This window comes from Burkholderia diffusa (assembly GCF_001718315.1).
Classification (GTDB): Bacteria; Pseudomonadota; Gammaproteobacteria; order Burkholderiales; family Burkholderiaceae; genus Burkholderia; species Burkholderia diffusa_B.
In genome coordinates, this window is sequence record NZ_CP013363.1 from 1,273,510 (window position 1) to 1,291,074 (window position 17,565).

16 protein-coding genes are annotated in these 17,565 nt (G+C 67.0%); 8 read left to right on the forward strand and 8 right to left on the reverse strand.

Features of this window, described 5'->3' with window-relative positions; genetic code table 11:
• Nucleotides 1–291 precede the first annotated feature (291 nt).
• Nucleotides 292–1,956: an acid phosphatase gene (locus tag WI26_RS20965; protein WP_069227046.1), complete on the forward strand. Its 1,665-nt coding sequence runs from the start codon at nucleotides 292–294 to the stop codon at nucleotides 1,954–1,956.
• 85 nt (nucleotides 1,957–2,041) lie between these two features.
• Here WI26_RS20965 and WI26_RS20970 read toward each other — a convergent pair whose 3' ends face one another.
• Together WI26_RS20970 and WI26_RS20975 are read right to left on the reverse strand one after the other, a co-directional pair.
• Nucleotides 2,042–3,538 (reverse strand): FAD-dependent oxidoreductase, encoded by a 1,497-nt coding sequence (locus WI26_RS20970; RefSeq protein WP_069227047.1) that lies wholly within the window; start codon nucleotides 3,536–3,538, stop codon nucleotides 2,042–2,044.
• Between the two features lie 293 nt (nucleotides 3,539–3,831).
• Nucleotides 3,832–4,041, reverse strand: a complete 210-nt coding sequence (locus tag WI26_RS20975) for a hypothetical protein (RefSeq protein ID WP_069227816.1) — start codon at nucleotides 4,039–4,041, stop codon at nucleotides 3,832–3,834.
• 452 nt (nucleotides 4,042–4,493) lie between these two features.
• On the opposite strand from WI26_RS20975, the gene WI26_RS20980 reads away from it, so the two are divergent.
• From WI26_RS20980 to WI26_RS21000, 5 genes are all read left to right on the forward strand, one after another.
• Nucleotides 4,494–4,910, forward strand: a complete 417-nt coding sequence (locus WI26_RS20980) for a nuclear transport factor 2 family protein (RefSeq protein ID WP_069227048.1) — start codon at nucleotides 4,494–4,496, stop codon at nucleotides 4,908–4,910.
• 3 nt (nucleotides 4,911–4,913) lie between these two features.
• Nucleotides 4,914–5,771 (forward strand): SDR family NAD(P)-dependent oxidoreductase, encoded by an 858-nt coding sequence (locus WI26_RS20985; RefSeq protein WP_069227049.1) that lies wholly within the window; start codon nucleotides 4,914–4,916, stop codon nucleotides 5,769–5,771.
• A gap of 43 nt (nucleotides 5,772–5,814) precedes the next feature.
• Nucleotides 5,815–6,573, forward strand: coding sequence for an SDR family oxidoreductase (locus WI26_RS20990; protein WP_069227050.1), 759 nt, complete (start codon nucleotides 5,815–5,817; stop codon nucleotides 6,571–6,573).
• A 37-nt stretch (nucleotides 6,574–6,610) separates the two neighbouring features.
• Nucleotides 6,611–7,447: an SDR family NAD(P)-dependent oxidoreductase gene (locus WI26_RS20995; RefSeq protein WP_069227051.1), complete on the forward strand. Its 837-nt coding sequence runs from the start codon at nucleotides 6,611–6,613 to the stop codon at nucleotides 7,445–7,447.
• Nucleotides 7,448–7,525: 78 nt separating this feature from the next.
• Nucleotides 7,526–8,431, forward strand: coding sequence for an NAD-dependent epimerase/dehydratase family protein (locus WI26_RS21000; RefSeq protein ID WP_069227052.1), 906 nt, complete (start codon nucleotides 7,526–7,528; stop codon nucleotides 8,429–8,431).
• 155 nt (nucleotides 8,432–8,586) lie between these two features.
• Here the strand turns inward: WI26_RS21000 and WI26_RS21005 are convergent, their stop codons facing one another.
• The 5 genes from WI26_RS21005 to WI26_RS21025 form a co-directional block, all read right to left on the reverse strand.
• On the reverse strand, nucleotides 8,587–10,452 hold the full coding sequence (locus WI26_RS21005; protein WP_069227053.1) for a phosphoenolpyruvate carboxykinase (GTP): 1,866 nt from the start codon (nucleotides 10,450–10,452) through the stop codon (nucleotides 8,587–8,589).
• Between the two features lie 524 nt (nucleotides 10,453–10,976).
• Nucleotides 10,977–11,753, reverse strand: coding sequence for a glucose 1-dehydrogenase (locus tag WI26_RS21010; protein WP_069227054.1), 777 nt, complete (start codon nucleotides 11,751–11,753; stop codon nucleotides 10,977–10,979).
• Between the two features lie 97 nt (nucleotides 11,754–11,850).
• Entirely contained in the window at nucleotides 11,851–12,606 is a 756-nt protein-coding gene (locus WI26_RS21015; RefSeq protein ID WP_069227055.1) for an SDR family NAD(P)-dependent oxidoreductase, read from the reverse strand.
• Between the two features lie 9 nt (nucleotides 12,607–12,615).
• On the reverse strand, nucleotides 12,616–13,482 hold the full coding sequence (locus WI26_RS21020; protein WP_069227056.1) for an SDR family NAD(P)-dependent oxidoreductase: 867 nt from the start codon (nucleotides 13,480–13,482) through the stop codon (nucleotides 12,616–12,618).
• Between the two features lie 52 nt (nucleotides 13,483–13,534).
• Nucleotides 13,535–14,035, reverse strand: a complete 501-nt coding sequence (locus tag WI26_RS21025) for a nuclear transport factor 2 family protein (RefSeq protein WP_069227057.1) — start codon at nucleotides 14,033–14,035, stop codon at nucleotides 13,535–13,537.
• Nucleotides 14,036–14,244: 209 nt separating this feature from the next.
• On the opposite strand from WI26_RS21025, the gene WI26_RS21030 reads away from it, so the two are divergent.
• Together WI26_RS21030 and WI26_RS21035 are read left to right on the forward strand one after the other, a co-directional pair.
• Complete coding sequence (locus tag WI26_RS21030; protein ID WP_069227058.1) at nucleotides 14,245–14,766, forward strand: nuclear transport factor 2 family protein; 522 nt, start codon at nucleotides 14,245–14,247, stop codon at nucleotides 14,764–14,766.
• Between the two features lie 50 nt (nucleotides 14,767–14,816).
• Nucleotides 14,817–15,533: an EthD domain-containing protein gene (locus tag WI26_RS21035; RefSeq protein WP_069227059.1), complete on the forward strand. Its 717-nt coding sequence runs from the start codon at nucleotides 14,817–14,819 to the stop codon at nucleotides 15,531–15,533.
• Nucleotides 15,534–15,586: 53 nt separating this feature from the next.
• On the opposite strand, the gene WI26_RS21040 is transcribed toward WI26_RS21035, so the two are convergent.
• The gene (locus tag WI26_RS21040) at nucleotides 15,587–17,173 is read right to left on the reverse strand and encodes an isocitrate lyase (RefSeq protein WP_059468048.1); all 1,587 of its coding nucleotides are present in this window, start codon (nucleotides 17,171–17,173) and stop codon (nucleotides 15,587–15,589) included.
• Between the last annotated feature and the right edge of the window lie 392 nt (nucleotides 17,174–17,565).

Here is a 17,565-nt window from a genome sequence, read left to right on the forward strand (position 1 = left end):
CGCATGAATGACATCGCGAACGCGCGCCACGCGCCGTTCGCGCGGACGACGCACGGCAGCGCGCCGCCCGTGATTCAAGTCTAGTTCGCGCGCACGCGTCGCGCATCGTCCGACAAACAGCTTTCATCGAGGCCGCCCGACGCGTTATAGTCGCGTTCATGACATTTTCGTGACAGTCGGTATCGCCCCGCTCGGGCGAGCCGCCGGCCGTTGCGTCCATCCCGCGTCGCGGCAGGCCGCGCGACGCTGCCGCGCATCGAACGACAACCATCCATCCGAGGAGCTCACGACGTGAACGACACACCCGATCGCCCCGACGACCTTCCCGTTGATCCCGAGCGCCGCCGCATGCTCGGCGGCCTCGCCGCGCTCGGCGCCGGCGTCGCGCTCGGCGGCTGCGAGACCACACCGGGTGGCGCGCCGCGTTCCGCCGCCGATCTGCGGCTCGACGAAGCGCTGCGTCGGCAGGTGCGCCACATCGTCGTGATCTATGCGGAGAACCGCAGCTTCTCGAACCTGTACGGCGATTTCCCGGGCGTGCGCTACCCGCTGAGCGACGTGCGGCCCGAGCATGCGCAGCAGCTCGATCGCGACGGCAAGACGCCGTTGCCCGTGCTGCCGAAAATCTGGGGCGGGCTCGTGCCGCAGGCGCAGGAAGTGGACGGCAAGCGCTACGCGATCGCCGAGCGCGACATCGACAAGCTGCCCAACGCGCCGTTCCGAATCGCCGACGCGCAAGGCAAGCCGCTGCCGAACGGCGTGATCACCCGCGACCTGTGGCATCGCTTCTATCAGAACCAGATGCAGATCGCCGGCGGCCGCAACAACCAGTTCGCCGCATGGGCCGATTCCGGCGGCCTCGTGATGGGCCATTACCGCAATTCCGCCGATACGCTGCGACTGTGGAACCTCGCGCGGCAATACACGCTGTGCGACAACTTCTTCATGGCCGCTTTCGGCGGTTCGTGGCTGAACCACATGTTCCTGATTTCCGCGCAGCCGCCGATCTATCCGGACGCGCACAAGCATCCGCAGGCGGCGAAGCTGCTGTCGAAGGTGGACGGCGACGATCCGGCCGGCACGCGGCTGACGCTTGCCGCCGATTCGCCGGCGTCCGCGCTCGACGGCCCGCCGAAGTTCGCGGTCGACGGCCCGCTGACACCCGACGGCTACGGCGTCAACACGATGGCGCCGCCGTACCAGCCGAGCTACGTGCCGCCGGCCGATCCCGGCAACGCCGCATACGCGGATCCGGCCGACCATCGCGTGATCCCGCCGCAAGGCCATGCGACGATCGGCGACCGCCTGTCGGAGAAGAATGTCGACTGGGCGTGGTACAGCGGCGCGTGGCAATACGCGCTCGAGCACCGCGACACGGGCACGGTGCCGGATTTCCAGTACCACCACCAGCCGTTCAACTACTTCGCGAACTATGCGCCCGGCACCGAAGCCCGCCGCAAGCACCTGCGCGACGCGGGCCTCGGCGACGAGCCGTCGACCAACCGCTTCATCGCCGACATCGATGCGGGCCGCCTGCCGGCCGTCGCGTTCTACAAGCCGCAGGGCAACCTGAACATGCACGCGGGTTATGCGGACGTCGAATCGGGCGATCGCCACATCGCGAACGTAATCGAACGCATCCGGCGCGGCCCGCAGTGGGAAAACACCGTGATCGTGATGACGCACGACGAGAACGGCGGCTGGTGGGATCACGTCGCGCCGCCGGTCGGCGACCGCTGGGGCCCTGGTTCGCGGATTCCCGCGCTCGTGATCTCGCCGTTCGCGAAGAAGGGTTATGTCGACCACACGATGTACGACACGAATTCGATCCTGCGCTTCATCAGCCGCGTGCATGGGCTCACGCCGCTCGACGGCGTCGCCGCGCGCGACAAGGCGTTCGCGTCGCGCGGCGCGACGCCGCCGGGCGACCTGACAAACGCGCTCGATCTCGGCTGACAGTCGTTCGACGTCGCTCCAACGTCCGCCAGAAACGACGATGCCCCGGTGCAACACGGTTGCCCGGGGCATCGTTCTTTTCTGCTCAGGCGGCGTTGCGCAGCGTCTCGCTCGCCGAATGCGCGGCGTGACGGCCGGCCTGCCGGCCGAAGAACGTCGCGTCGGCCAGCGACAATCCCGAGCTGTACCCGGCGCCCCAGCGCGGCAGCCCGCAGCTCGTGCGGCCGGCCGCATAGAGGCCGGCCACCGGCGCGCGCGCCGCATCGAGCACCTGCCCGGTGGGCAGCGTATCGAGCCCGCCCAGCGTGAAATGCGGATAGAACGCGTAGTCGATCCTGCAATCGAGCGCGACGAACGGCGGCTCGATCAGCGGCTTCAACCACTTCTTCGCCTTGTGGAACAGCGGATCGACGCCTTGTGCCGCGTGGCGGTTGTAGACGTCGACGGTCGCCGTCAGCGTGCCGGCGGGCATCTGCAGGTCGCGTTCGACTTCCTCCCATGTCTCGCCCGCTGCCGCAATGCCGATCCGCGCGATCGCGGGCGGCTCCTGGTAGGTCGCCTGGTCGACCAGCAGGTAGATCCGGTCGTCGGCCTGGTGGAACGCGTGATGGCCGGTGCGACCGTGATAGCCGTCCTCGTTGATGAAGCGCTGGCCGCGCGCGTTCACGAAGATTCCGCGAATCAGCGATTCGGGCGCGTAGAACGGCAGGCTGACGAAGCCCTGGTCCATGTGGATCGCCGCGCCGCCCGCGCTCTGGCCGAGCAGGATGCCCGAGCCGTCGTCGCCGGGGCTGCCGATCGGCTCGTCCGAGCGCAGCAATTGCGGCGCGTGCCGGCGCACCATGTCGCGATTCATCGCGAAGCCGCCCGCGCACAGGATCACCGCGCGACTCGCACGCACGCATGCCGTCTCGCCGTACGCGCGCAGCACGACGCCGCGCACCGCGCCCGCATCGTCGACGATCAGCGCCAGCGCGCGCGTGTCGTAGCGTGTCGACACACCGAGCGCCTGCACGCGCTCGGCCAGCACGCGCATCAGCATCTGCCCGCCGCCCCAGCCCGGCCATTGCGGCGTGTGGCCGCGCGGGCACGGCTTCGCGGCCTCGCTGAACGGCCAGGCCTCCTCGCTGCCCGACCAGATCAGGCAGTCGTCCGTTTCCGGTTCGACAATCCGCTCGGCGATGAACGTGTTCTTGTACGTGAGGCCCTGCGCGACGAGCCAGTCGTGATGCGCGAGGCTCTCGTTCGCATAGAGACGCACTTTCGCCTCGTCCGCGTCGCGGCCGCCCGCGAGCATCAGGTAGCGGTACAGGTCCTCGGTATCGTCGCTGAAGCCGGCTTGCCGCTGCGCAGGCGTGCCGCCGCTGCCGCCGAGGTAGATCTCGCCGCCGGACAGCGCGCTCGTGCCGCCGTAGCTCGATGCGCGCTCGACGATCAGCGTGTCGGCGCCGGCGCTCGCGGCTTCGATCGCCGCGCATGCGCCGGCTGCGCCGAAGCCGACGATCACGACGTCGTGTTCGGCATCCCAGCGATGCACGTCGCGGATGTTCAGGGGGCGGGTCAGGGAATAGTCGGATGACATGGGGGCCATGAGTCTGCGTGAAGGGAATCGGTGAAAAACGGGGGCGTGGCGCGGCATCGCCGGTGCGGGCGACTCGACACGGGCATCGGCGCGTTGTCGATGCGCACGCGAGGCGCGCCGCGTGTCGAGTGCGGGGAGGTCCGACAGCGACGGGAACCGGACGAGCAGCACGTGTCGGACGGCGCGCGGCGCAGGTATCGACGTGCGCCATCCGGTCGGTCCGCCAGGAAGCCACCGCATCGCGATGGCTTCCTGGCGACATCGCAAAGGCGCGGCGCACGGCCGCGCCGGCGTCACATGCCGCGCAACGCGGCGAAGCCGAAGTGCGACGGATCGATCGGTACGCAACCGGACGGCAGGCCATTCGAGTCGACCGAGCGGCATTGCAGGATGCCGGCCGCATACGGCGGCGACGGGACCTGGTCGGCGCCATATCGCGCCATCGCCATGGCCGCGAACGTGCCTATCGCCAATACGCACAGCTTGCGAGTCGAAAGTCTCATGATCGTCGTCCCCTCCGGTTGGCCGTCATCGCGGTTCGTATCCGGCGACTGGCCACATGCAACGGCGCCGGATGACTGCACGGTAGCCAGCGCCGGCCCGTCGGCCATCGTCCGTTTCGACTAGGGGCAAACGCGAAGCGGGCTTCATGTGGCGCGCTGCGTTGCAGCATTACCGCGCGATCCGGTTCAGCTGAAGGACCCGCGAATTGTCTGCCCTGGCTTGTGCGACCGGGCACCTCGCCATCCGACCCACGCCGCGCATCCGCCGCCGCATCGCAGCATCCGATGTTGCGCCACCGTCGCTCCCGGTGTTTTCCCCGATCCTCACCCTGCTCCGTATGGATGATGAGGACCGGTTGGTCCGATGCGAACCTGCGCATCGACGTCGCAATGCCGCCGCGGCCGCACGCGCGGCGCGGCAGACGCTTTCCGTCCACTCACGGGAGTACCGCATGACCGATTCGAATGCCCGCCACGCGCTGTACGAACTTGCGTGCCGTTACGCGCAAGCCGTCGACCGGCGCGACTGGGCGCGCCTCGCCACCCTCTTCACCGTCGACGCGCAGCTCGACGGACCCGGATTCCGCTTCGACGACCGCGACGCGATCGTCGCCGGAATGAGCGTGATCGAACGCTACGAGACGACCCAGCATCACGTGCACAACCAGCTCGTCACGCTCGAAAGCGGCGAAGCCGATGTCGAGACCTACGGCGTCGCGTGCCACGTCTATGTGCGCGACGGCGTGAAGCGCAAGCTCGACTGGGGGCTGCGTTATCGCGACCGCTGCGTGTTCGACGGCGGCACGTGGCGCTTCGCCGCGCGCACGCTGCACGTCGACTGGTCGCAAGACCTGCCGCTGGAGGGCTGAACGATGCGCTCGCCCCTCCCTCTCGCCGGTCGCACCGCACTCGTCACGGGCGGCGCCGGCGGCATCGGCGCGGCCTGCGCGCACGCGCTCGTCGCCGACGGCGCGGCCGTCGTGCTGATGGGCCGCCGCCGCGACGCGCTCGAACGCGCACAGCGGCGCCTTGCCGACGCAGTGCCCGGCAGCCGCGTCGCGCTCCACGCCGGCGACGCCTGCGACGACGCCGACCTGCAGGCCGCGCTGGACACCGCATGGGCGCTCGATCGCCGTCTCGACATCGTGGTGCCGACCGTCGGCGGCGCCGGGTTTCGCCCGCTGCTGATGCACGACGCCGACAGCTTCCGCGCCGAAATCGACCTGAACCTGCACAGCGCGTTCGCCGCGATTCGTCACGCCGCGCCGCGACTCGCCGACAGCGGCGGCGGCGCGATCGTCTGCATCTCGTCGACGGCCGCGCAGATCAATTTCCGCTGGCTGACTGCGTACTGCACCGCGAAAGCCGCGCTCGAAGCGCTGGTGCGCGGTGCGGCCGAGGAGCTGGCCGGCGCGAAGATCCGCGTCAATGCGGTGCGGCCGGGCCTCACGCGCTCCGAAGCCACCGCACCGATGTTCGACGACCGTGCACTGGTCGACAGCTTCCTCGAACAGATTCCGCTCGGCACGCTCGGTGAACCGGAAGCGATCGCGCATGCGGTGCGCTATCTCGCGGGCCCGGAGTCGGGCTGGGTCACGGGCCAGAGCTTCGCGGTCGACGGCGGCCACGAACTGCGCGCCAACCCGCGCGTCGACGCCACGATCGCGCAGATCTATGGCGCGGCCGCGCTCGATGCGGTCAGGGCCGGCCGTGCGCCGGGCGCCGCTTGAGCGGCCTCGTTCTTTCAATACATCACAGGAAATCGACCCAAAGATGAATCGAGTCGCAAACAAGGTCGCGCTGATCACCGGCGCGGCGAGCGGCGTCGGCCGCGAGGATGCGCTGCTGCTGGCCGCCGAGGGCGCGCGCGTCGTGCTCACCGACATCGACGAGGAGGCGGGCCGCGCGCTCGCGCGTGAAATCGGCGATACGGCGCTGTTCGTCCGCCAGGACATCGCCGACGAGGACGGCTGGCGGCACGCGATCGCGTCGACGCTCGATCGCTTCGGACGCCTGGACGTACTCGTCAACAATGCGGCGATCTGCCCGGTCGGCTCGATCGAGGACACGAGCCTCGATACCTGGCGGCGCGTGCTCCGTGTCAACGCGGACGGCTACTTCCTCGGCTGCAAGTACGCGATCGGCGCGATGAAGGACAACGACACGCCCGGCTCGATCGTGATGATGTCGTCGGTCGCCGCGCTCGGCGGCCTGCCGATGATGTGCGCATACACCGGCTCGAAAGGCGCGGTGACGGCGCTCGCGCGCAGCGTCGCCGTGCACTGCAAGCGCAGCGGCTACCGGATCCGTTGCAACTCGATCCACCCGGACGGGATCTGGACGCCGATGACGCAAGCATTGATGCCGGGCCTCGACCGGGCCGAACTCGGCATCGGCAACGATCCGATGGCGCGCATGTGCGACCCGAGGGACGTCGCGAATCTCGTGCTATTCCTCGCATCCGACGAGTCGCGCTTCGTGAACGGCGCGGAGCTGCGGATCGACAACGCGCAACTCGTGTCGTCGCTGTGACGCGGCGCGTGCCTTTCCCGTTCGAAGGAGGCTTGTGATGATTTCATTTGCCGGCAAGACGGTGCTGGTCACCGGCGGCGGCGCGGGCATCGGTCGCGCGTGCGCGCAAGCGTTCGGTGCGGCGGGCGCGCGCGTCGCGGTGGCCGAGCTCGATCCCGCGCGCGCGCAGGACGTGCGCGAGGCGCTCGAAGCCGCGGGCGTCGACGCGCTCGTGGGCGTCGTGGACGTCACGCGCCGCGACGAAGTCGACGCATTCGCGCGGACGATCGACGCACGCTTCGGCGGCCTCGACGTGCTCGTCAACAACGTCGGCGATTTCCTGCAGATCGCGAAGCCGTTCGACGCCCATACCGACGACGACATCGCGCGCCTGTTCGACGTGAACCTGCGCCAGGTGTTCGTCGTCACGCGCGCGATGCTGCCGTTGCTGCGCAAGCGCGGCGCGGGCGGCAGCATCGTCGGCGTGTCGTCGATCGAGGGCTTCCGCGCGATACCGAACTGCACCGTCTATGCGTCGTTCAAGGCCGCGCTGACCGGTTTCACGAAAAGCCTCGCGCTCGAACTCGGGCCGGCCGGCATCCGCGTGAACCAGATCGCGCCGGAGACCACCGAGACGCCGCAGGTGCCCGTGAGCGCGATGGTCGCGGCCGAGCATCGCGCGCACGTCCCGCGCTGGATTCCGCTCGGGCGCTTCGGTGCGGCCGGCGACATCGCGGGCGCCGCGCTGTTCCTCGCGAGCCCGCTCGCCGCGTGGGTCACCGGCACGACGCTCCATGTGGACGGCGGCGCGCTCGCGGCGGCCGGCTGGTATCGCGACCCGAACGGCTTCTGGACCAACATGCCGGTCGTCACGGGCAACGGCTTCAACTTCTGAGCGCCGCTTCGCGCGGCTTCATCCGTTCAATCGTCGGTTCAATTCATGCGGCGCACCTGCGCCGCCCTCGGAGACACCATGAACATTCTGATCATCGGCGGCACCGGCCTCATCGGCGGCCACGCGGCGCTGCATCTGCACGCACAAGGCAACGACGTGACGCTCGCCGCGCGCAAGCCGCCCGCGCCCGGCAGCGCGCTCGCGCAGTTCGACGTGCTGCTGCGCGACTACGTCGCCGGCAACTTCACGCGCGACGATCTCGCGCCGTTCGACGCGGTCGTGTTCGCGGCAGGCAACGACATCCGCCACCTGCCGCCCGGCACCGACGAAGCCGCTCACTGGGAACGCGCGAACGTCGACGCGGTGCCGCGCTTCTTCGCGCTCGCGCGCGACGCGGGCGTGAAGCGCGCGGTGCTGGTCGGCAGTTTCTATCCGCAGGTCGCGCCGGCGCTCGTCGACACGGTGCCGTACGTGCGCTCGCGCCATCTCGCCGACGAACGCGTGCGCGCGCTCGCGTCGCCGTCGTTCGCGGTGTGCAGCGTCAATGCGCCGTTCGTCGTCGGATCGGTGCCGGGGCTGCGCAACGAGATGTTCGCCGCGTACACGGGCTATGCGCAGGGCAGGCTCGCCGGCCTGCCGGTGTACGGGCCGGCCGGCGGCAGCAACTTCATCTCGACGCAATCGCTGTCGGAAGCGATCTGGGGCGCGCTGCAACGCGGCGAATCCGGCAAGGCGTATCTCGTCGGCGACGAGAACCTGAGCTTCGCCGAGTATTTCGCGGCCTTCTTCCGCGCGGCCGGCAATCCGCAGCCGGTGCCGTCGCTCGATCAGGAGCATCCGCTGCTGCCGGATATCGCGATCTATACGGGGCGCGGCAACGTCGTGTCGTACGAACCCGATCCGGCCGATATCGCACTGCTGCGCTACCGGCGCGGCGACGTGCAGCGTGCGGTGAACGAAGTGGTCGCGCAGTGCGGCGCGTAAACGCACGCCGGACGCACCGCTTGCAACGCTGAAACGAAGCAGAAACAAGAACGTCCCGCGGCCGGCGATGCATGCCGGCCGCGGGACGTTCATGCCACCACGTTGTTACGTGGTTACTTCGACTTCAAGTTACGTGGTTACTTCGACTTCAATCGTCAGCCGCCGATGCGTTGTTCGATCCTCTTCATCGTGTCGGTCAGCTCGGTCGGCAGACGCAGCTTCAGCGTGTCGAACAGCGCCGCATGCAGCTTCAGTTCGTCGCGCCATTCGTCGGCATTCATCGACGTCACCGCATCGAACTGCTCGCGCGTGAAGTCGAGCCCGTCCCAGTGCAGGTCTTCATAAGCCGGCGACACACCGAACGCATGTTCGCCGCCACCGCCGTGGCCCTCGAGGCGATCGAGCATCCACTTGAGCACGCGCATGTTCTCGCCGAAGCCCGGCCATACGAACTTGCCGTTCGCGTCCTTGCGGAACCAGTTCACGCAGTAGATCTTCGGCAGCTTGGCGCCTGCGCCTTCGAGCTGCTTGCCGATCTTCAGCCAGTGCGCGAAATAATCGCTCATGTTGTAGCCGCAGAACGGCAGCATCGCGAACGGGTCGCGGCGCACGACGCCCTGCTGGCCGGCTGCGGCGGCGGTCGTCTCCGAGCCCATCGTCGCGGCCATGTACACGCCTTCGATCCAGTCGCGCGCCTCGGTCACGAGCGGCACGGTCGTCGAGCGGCGGCCGCCGAAGATGAACGCGTCGATCGGCACGCCGGCCGGGTTTTCCCAGTCCGCGTCGATCGACGGGCATTGCGATGCCGGCGCCGTGAAGCGCGAATTCGGATGTGCGGCCTTGCGACCGGTTTCCTTTCCGATCTCCGGCGTCCACGGGTTGCCTTGCCAGTCGGTCAGCTTCGCGGGCGGCGTGTCGGTCAGGCCTTCCCACCATACGTCACCGTCTTCCGTCAGCGCGACGTTCGTGAAGATCACGTTTTCCTTCAGCGTCGCGATCGCGTTCGGGTTGGTCTTCACACCCGTGCCCGGCGCGACGCCGAAGAAGCCGGCCTCCGGGTTGATCGCATACAGGCGCCCGTCGCGGCCCGGCTTCAGCCATGCGATGTCGTCGCCGATCGTCGTGACCTTCCAGCCATCGAAACCTTGCGGCGGGATCAGCATCGCGAAGTTGGTCTTGCCGCACGCGGACGGGAACGCCGCTGCGACGTGATACTTCCTGCCGGCCGGCGACGTCACGCCGAGGATCAGCATGTGTTCGGCGAGCCAGCCCTGGTCGCGGCCCATCGTCGACGCGATGCGCAGTGCAAAGCATTTCTTGCCGAGCAGCGCGTTGCCGCCGTAGCCCGAGCCAAAGCTCCAGATCTCGCGCGTATCGGGGAAATGCACGATGTACTTGACCGGGTTGCACGGCCACGGCACGTCCTTCTGCCCTGCTTCGAGCGGATGACCGACGCTGTGCACGCACGGCACAAATTCGCCGTCCTCGCCGAGCACGTCATAGACCTCGCGGCCCATGCGCGTCATGATCCGCATGTTCGCCACCACGTACGGGCTGTCGGACAGCTCGACGCCGACGTGCGCGATCGGCGAGCCGAGCGGGCCCATCGAGAACGGCACGACGTACAGCGTGCGGCCGCGCATCGACCCGCGAAACAGGCCGTTCAGCGTCTCACGCATTTCTTCCGGCGCGATCCAGTTGTTGGTCGGACCGACGTCGTCAGGCGATTCGGTGCAGATGAACGTGCGGTCCTCGACGCGCGCGACGTCGGACGGATCCGACTGCGCGAGATACGAGTTCGGGCGCTTCGCGGGATTCAGACGCGTGAGCGTGCCCTGGTCGACCATCGCCTGGCACAGCGCGTCGTTTTCTTCCTGCGAGCCGTCGCACCAGACGACGCGCTCGGGCTCGGTGAGCGCCGCGATACGCGACACCCAGTCGATCAGTTTTCGATGCTTGACGAATGCCGGGGGAGCGATCAGCGGGCCGTGCGTCGCTTCGGCCAGATTGTTTTGCGACATGGGAATGTCTCCAGACTATTGGGCGGGGATGGGGGATGCGGGACGAGCCCGCGAGATGGGGAATGCGGTCGGAGCGCAGGATGCAGCGACGCGCAAGGCGGAACACGCGAGCGGAGCGCGTATCGATGCCGCGATGCGGGCGAGAGAATGTGATGTCTCGTATGAGCGTGCGAACGCGAGTTTCGCCATGCAAGCAACCTGCCGTACAACTCCATGCCGGCCAGCATACCATCGCCGTTATTGGGCGGGCGTTGCGTTGCAACAAGAAACAATTGTCACGACGCACCGGCATGCCGCTTGCCGCAGGTCCTTTTTACTGCGTCGGCGCGTGAGCTTTGGGGACGAAACGGCTGGAACGTCCGTCCCGCAATGGTTTCGCGAATACGGAAAAAATCGCGCGACACGTTCGCATGCGATGCATGCGCACGGTCGCGGACCGAATTCGTGTTTTCGCTACTCAGGCAAACCCTGAATTAGGTTGCGTACACAAACATCCATCGCGCATGCGTTGTGTACGGTACCGCTCAAAACGGCGCGCCCGGCAATCCGGGGTAATACGCGCCCGCTGCCATCCCGCCGTCCACGGACAGTTCGGCGCCGTTGCAGTACGACGCTTCGTCGCTCGCGAGAAACAGCGTCGCACGCGCGATTTCGTCAGGCAAGCCGACGCGTTGCAGTGGCACGTGCGTGTAGTGCTTGTTGATCTCGTCGAGCGGTGCGCCGGTCGGGTTCGACATCGCGGTGTTGACGCCACCGGGATGGATCGAATTCACGCGCACGCCCTGGTGGCCGAGTTCGAGCGCCGCCACCTTCGTCAACCCGCGCACGCCCCATTTGCTCGATACGTAGGCGGCCAGCGCGTTCACGCCGCGCAGCCCGTCCACCGACGAGATGTTGACGATCGACCCGCGCTTCTGCTCGATCATGCGCGGCGCGATTGTTCGAATCCCGACGAACGTGCCGACGAGGTTGATCGATACCGCACGCTCGAAATCGCGTTTCGACAATTCGGTGATCGCGCCGAACATCAGCACGGCCGCATTATTCACGAGCACGTCGATGCGGCCGAACTGCTCGACGGTCGCATCCGCGACGCGCGCCCAGTTCGCTTCGTCGCCCACGTCGAGCCGCATGAAGCGTGCCGCGTCGCCAAGTTCGCGCGCAAGCGCCTCGCCTTCCGCGTCGAGCACGTCGCCGATCACCACGCACGCGCCCTCGCTGACGAACAGCCTGCATGTCGCGGCGCCCATCCCGCGCGCGCCGCCCGTGACGATCGCCACCTTCCCTTCCAGTCGACCCATGTCGCTCTCTCCTCGATGCTTTCCGATTCCGGTTTGCCGGCCGCCGCGCACTGTGACGCGCAACGGTGCCGGCCGTTGATTTGCGTCGCGTTCGCCGTCAGCCCCAGTACGCCTGCCCGCCATCGAGCGGCAGCGTCGCCCCCGTCAGGTACGCGGCGTCGCGGCTCGCGAGGAACACGATCGCGCGCCCGATGTCGTGCTCGCAGTCTCCGACGCGGCCGAGCGGGATCGTGCGGAAGAACGCGGCCGCTTCGTCCGGATTCGCGTCGACCCAGCCCTTCAGTCCCGGCGACAGCGCATGCGGCGCGACCGCGTTCACGCGAATGCCGTCGGCGCCCCATTCGCATGCCGCCGCGCGCGTGAGTGCTCGAATCGCTTCCTTGGTCGCCGCGTACGCACCGTAGCCCGACGTGTCCCAGCGCACCGCGGCCGACGACGCGAAATTGACGATCACGCCATCGCCCTTCAGATGCGGATGGCACGCACGCATCATGCGCAGCGTCGCGATCGGCCCCGACTCGAGGCCCGCGAGAAAATCCGCGTCGGTCACGTCGAGCAGGCGGCCGAGCGGCACGACCTGCGCGTTGTTGATCAGGATCTGCACGCCGCGAAACCGCTCGACGACCGCATCGACGCACCGCGCGATTTGCGCGGCGTCCATCACGTCGCACACGAACGGCTCCGCGACACCGCTGCGTGCGCGGATCGCATCGCAGGTCGCGATCAGCTTGTCGCGCGTGCGGCCGACCACGGCCACTTGCGCGCCTTCTGCCGCAAGCGCGTACGCAACGCCTTGCCCGACGCCCTGCCCCGCACCCGTGACGAGCGCGACCTTGCCTTCGAGAATGCCCATCTGCGCTCCTTAAGCGACGATCGCCGGATGAGCCTGCACGGGCCCGCCGAGCAGCTCGCGATACGATGGCGGCTGCTTGCCGTCGAGATCCGCGATGCCGTACCGCAGCGCGGCTTCCGCACCGACCAGCACCTGCCCCGACAGCGTCATGCGTTGCGGATCGGCGTGGATCGCATGAATCACGCGGCCGGTGAATTCCGGGCTTTCGGCGACGAGCGCGAAGTCCTTGTAGAGATCCGGATGCTCGTCCCACACGCGCGTCGTGCGTTCGGTGTGCAGCGGACCCATCCAGATCGACACGGCCGCGACGTCGAACGGCTTCAGGTCGACGGCCATGTCCTTCGCGAACTTGTCGACGCCGGACTTCTGCGCGCCGTACGCGGCGCCGTGCATGTAGCAGCTCGCGCCGAACGACGACGTAAACGCGATCAGCCCGCTGCGGCGCCTTGCCATCAGCGGCGCGGCGTGCCAGCTCGCGACGTACGCCGAGCGCAGCCCGACGTCGAGGATGTTCACGAGGTCCAGCGACTTCTCCCAGAACGGGCCCGGCAGGATCAGCTGGTCGTGCAAGTAGGTCGCGTTGTTGACGAGGATGTCGAGCCGCCCGCTGTCGCGCTCGACGCGTTCGAACAACGCCTTCACCTGTGCGTCGTCCGCGTGGTCGCACGCGACGGCGATCCCGCGTCCGCCGAGCGCGTCGATCTCGCGCGCGGTTTCGTGGATCGTGCCGGGCAGCGGCGCGTCGCCTTCGTTCTGTGAGCGGCCCGTCACGTAGACGGTCATGCCGGCCGCGCCGAGCGCGCGCGCGATGCCCTTGCCCGCGCCGCGCGACGCACCCGTCACGACGGCGACCGGCGCCGCGTTGTTCTGTGCCATGTTCGATGTCTCCTGGGGAACGTTTTCAACCTGCGTGGGTTACGACGTGTCGTCACGCGACAGGCGGCTGCGCGCCGGCGAACAGCACGCCCGGCGCATCGCCGTCGTAGCGGACGGACAGCGTCGACGTGGCGACGCAGCGCGTGGCCGCGATCTTCCATTCGCCGTCGACCTTCCGGTATTCGTCGTCGTAGGTCGCGCCGAGCTGCGTGAGCGTGCGCGCGTTGGTGTCGAGCATCTGGTAATGCAGACCCCACGTGCCGCGCGCATGCGTGTCGTCGAGCACGGTGATGTCGGGATTCACGCCGTGGTGCATTTCGACGATGTGCGGGTGGCAGCCGAGCCGCTCGAACACGTCTACGAGCGCATCGCGGTGGTCGAACGTGCCGATTCGGCCGTAGTCGATTTGCACCGTGCCGGGCGCGAAGCAATCGCGCATCCCTTGCGGATCCTTCCGGTCGCAGCACGTGAAGTAGCGCGCCTTCAGGCGGCGGATCGCGTCGGCGTCCTCGAGCCTGCGCACGCGCGCTTCCATTCGTTCGATCGGGGTCATGCCGTCTCCTTGGTCTCGTGTGCGCGGATCGAAACCGCGTCGACGCCACGTTACAGGCACACGGGAGGCCGGCCATCACCTGTTTGGATGAACCTCGATGCCGCGTATCGCGCGGACTTCATCGCGGCCCGCGGCGTTCGTCCGAACAGACGATGTGACACGGGTGGCTTCATTTCTACCATCGGATGACACCACCACGAGACACGGCGATGGACGAGACGACCCGCACGCTCCACGAGTACGAGCAGATCCGCCAGCTGAAATACCGGTATTTCCGCGCGGTCGACACGCACAACTGGTCGTTGCTCGCGCAATGCCTGACCGAGAACTGCGAGGCGCGCCTGTACGGCGGCCGCTATGCATACGACGGCCGCGACGCATTCGTATCGAGCCTGCGGGAACTGATCGGCAAGCCGACCTTCCTGACGATGCATCACGGCCACCACCCCGAGCTCACGCTGGTGTCCGCCGATCATGCGTGCGGCGTGTGGTTTCTCGAGGATCATGCGATCAATCTGGAGGATAACTACCTGCTGCACGGCACCGCGTTCTACGACGACCAGTACGTGAAGCGCGACGGCGTGTGGCGTATTCACGCGACGCGTCACGAGCGCCTGTTCGAAACCGTCACGTCGCCGATTCCGTCGTCGTTCACGTTGACCGCCAACCGCTTCGCGCCGGTTGCGCACGACGCGTCCGGTTCGACCGACTCGGCCGTCAACGCTTCCTGAAACCCGGCGGCAGCGCCGCCGACCTCGTCATTCCCTTTGGAGCCGGAGCAATGGAGAAAGTCATTTACGTGTTGTGGCGCGATGCGCAGGCCTCGCCCGAGCAATGGAGCCGCAGCGTGCGCGCGCAGCTCGCCGACAAGCTGCTGTCGCTGGGCGCGCACGGCGTGCAGGTCAACGTTGCCGACGCCGACGTCGCGCCGGCCGCCGGCCTGAAACAGACCAACACGCATCCGGGCATCGACGGGATCGTCGCGATGTGGATCGACAGCGCGAACCCGATGTTCCGCCAGCCGTTCGACGACGCGGTGCGCGCGGTCGTCCCGCACATGGCCGCGTATCTCGTCGCCGAGTCGCAGCCGATTCCGAACACGCGCTTTCCCGCGCGGCCCGGCGAGCGCACGACCGGCTTCTCTCAGCTCGCGTTCCTGAAGCGCCCGCCGCGCCTCACGCACGAAGCGTGGCTCGACGTATGGCACGGCCATCACACGCGCGTCGCGATCGATACGCAGGACAACTTCCTGTACGTGCAGAACGTGGTCGTGCGCGCGCTCACGCATGCGGCACCCGGCTACGACGCGATCGTCGAGGAATGCTTCCCGGCCGCCGCGATGACCGATCCGTATGCGTTCTTCGATGCGGTCGGCGACGAGGAGAAATTCCAGCGCAACGTCGCGGAGATGATGGACAGCTGTGCACGCTTCATCGATTTCGACAAGATCGACGTGGTGCCGACGAGCCAGTACGTCGTGAAGGCAATGCGCGGGTAAAAAAAACGCCAACCCGTCGTGAACGGGTTGGCGTCGTGCCGCGGGTATGACGATTACGAGAACTGGTTCATCGTGTTGTCCTTGCCCGCTGCCTTCAGCGCGGCTTCGCCGCTGAAGTATTCCTTGTGGTCGTCGCCGATATCCGAGCCGGACATGTTCTGGTGCTTGACGCACGCGATGCCCTGACGGATTTCCTTGCGCTGCACGCCGGCCACGTAACCGAGCATGCCCTGTTCGCCGAAGTATTCCTTCGCGAGGTTGTCGGTCGACAGTGCGGCCGTGTGGTACGTCGGCAGCGTGATCAGGTGGTGGAAAATGCCTGCTTCACGCGACGCATCGGCCTGGAACGTACGGATCTTCTCGTCGGCAAGCTTGGCCAGTTCCGTCTCGTCGTACTCGACGCTCATCAACTGCGCGCGATCGTATGCCGACACGTCCTTGCCCGCTGCCTTCATCGCGTCGTACGCCTGCTGACGGAAGTTCAGCGTCCAGTTGAACGACGGGCTGTTGTTGTACACCAGCTTCGCGTTCGGGATGACCTTGCGGATTTCGCTGACCATGCCGCCGATCTGCGCGATGTGCGGCTTTTCGGTTTCGATCCACAGCAGGTCGGCGCCGTTCTGCAGCGACGTGATGCAGTCGAGCACGCAACGTGCTTCGCCCGTGCCGGCGCGGAACTGGAACAGGTTGCTCGGCAGGCGCTTCGGACGCAGCAGCTTGCCGTCGCGCTTGATGACGACGTCACCGTTGCCCAGCTGGTCGGCCGACAGTTCTTCGCAGTCGAGGAACGCGTTGTACTGGTCGCCCAGGTCGCCCGGCGCGTTGGTCACGGCGATCTGCTTGGTCAGGCCCGCGCCCAGCGAATCGGTACGCGCGACGATGATGCCGTCGTCCACGCCCAGTTCCAGGAACGCGTAGCGGATCGCGCGGATCTTCGCGAGGAAGTCCTCGTGCGGCACGGTGACCTTGCCGTCCTGGTGGCCGCACTGCTTCTCGTCGGACACCTGGTTTTCGATCTGGATGCAGCACGCGCCTGCTTCGATGAATTGCTTGGCGAGCAGGTACGTCGCTTCCGCGTTGCCGAAGCCGGCGTCGATGTCGGCGATGATCGGCACGACGTGCGTGACGTGGTTGTCGATCTTTTCCTGGATCGCGGCCTTGGCAGCCGCGTCCTTCGCGGCGTCCAGTTCGCGGAACAGGCCGCCGAGCTCACGGGCATCGGCCTGGCGCAGGAACGTGTACAGCTCGCGGATCAGCGCGCTGACCGACGTCTTTTCGTGCATCGACTGGTCCGGCAGCGGGCCGAACTCCGAGCGCAGCGCGGCAACCATCCAGCCCGACAGGTACAGGTAGCGGCGCTCGGTGCTGTTGAAGTGCTTCTTGATGGAGATCATCTTCTGCTGGCCGATGAAGCCGTGCCAGCAGCCCAGCGACTGCGTGTACTTGGACGGATCCGCATCGTACGCGGCCATGTCGGCGCGCATGATCTTCGCGGTGTACTTCGCGATGTCGAGGCCCGTCTTGAACTTGTTCTGGGCACGCATGCGGGCGGCATATTCGGGATTGATGGCATTCCACGCGCTGCCGTGGTTTTCCTTCAAGCCAGCCACTGCCTTGATGTCGTCTTGATATTGGGACATGTCAATCTCCTGGGAACGAAGCGCATTTAAGTAAAGGGTTCAGCGTGCCCGCTCCGTGTGACGAAGCGAACTGCATGGACTCAATGGTAACGCTGCCCGATCCGTTTTCGGCGAAGTCTTATATAAGACATAAGATATAAATTTCGCTTGTTTTTCAATGAGATAAGCAGCTCGTTTTGCGATGCAAAACAGGTTTTCAAGCCGCGGGACGGCGACGTGGCGGGAATCTCGCAAACATTCCGTGATATGAAATTGCCTTTCGGCAGTTGGTGGATGGACAGACATGGCGGCCCAGGTTCCGGTCCTTTGCCATGCGCATGACAAAACGTCTATACTTGGACAATTCATCGATGACGAACCCGAAGCGCGCCGACCCACGTACGGCGATGCGC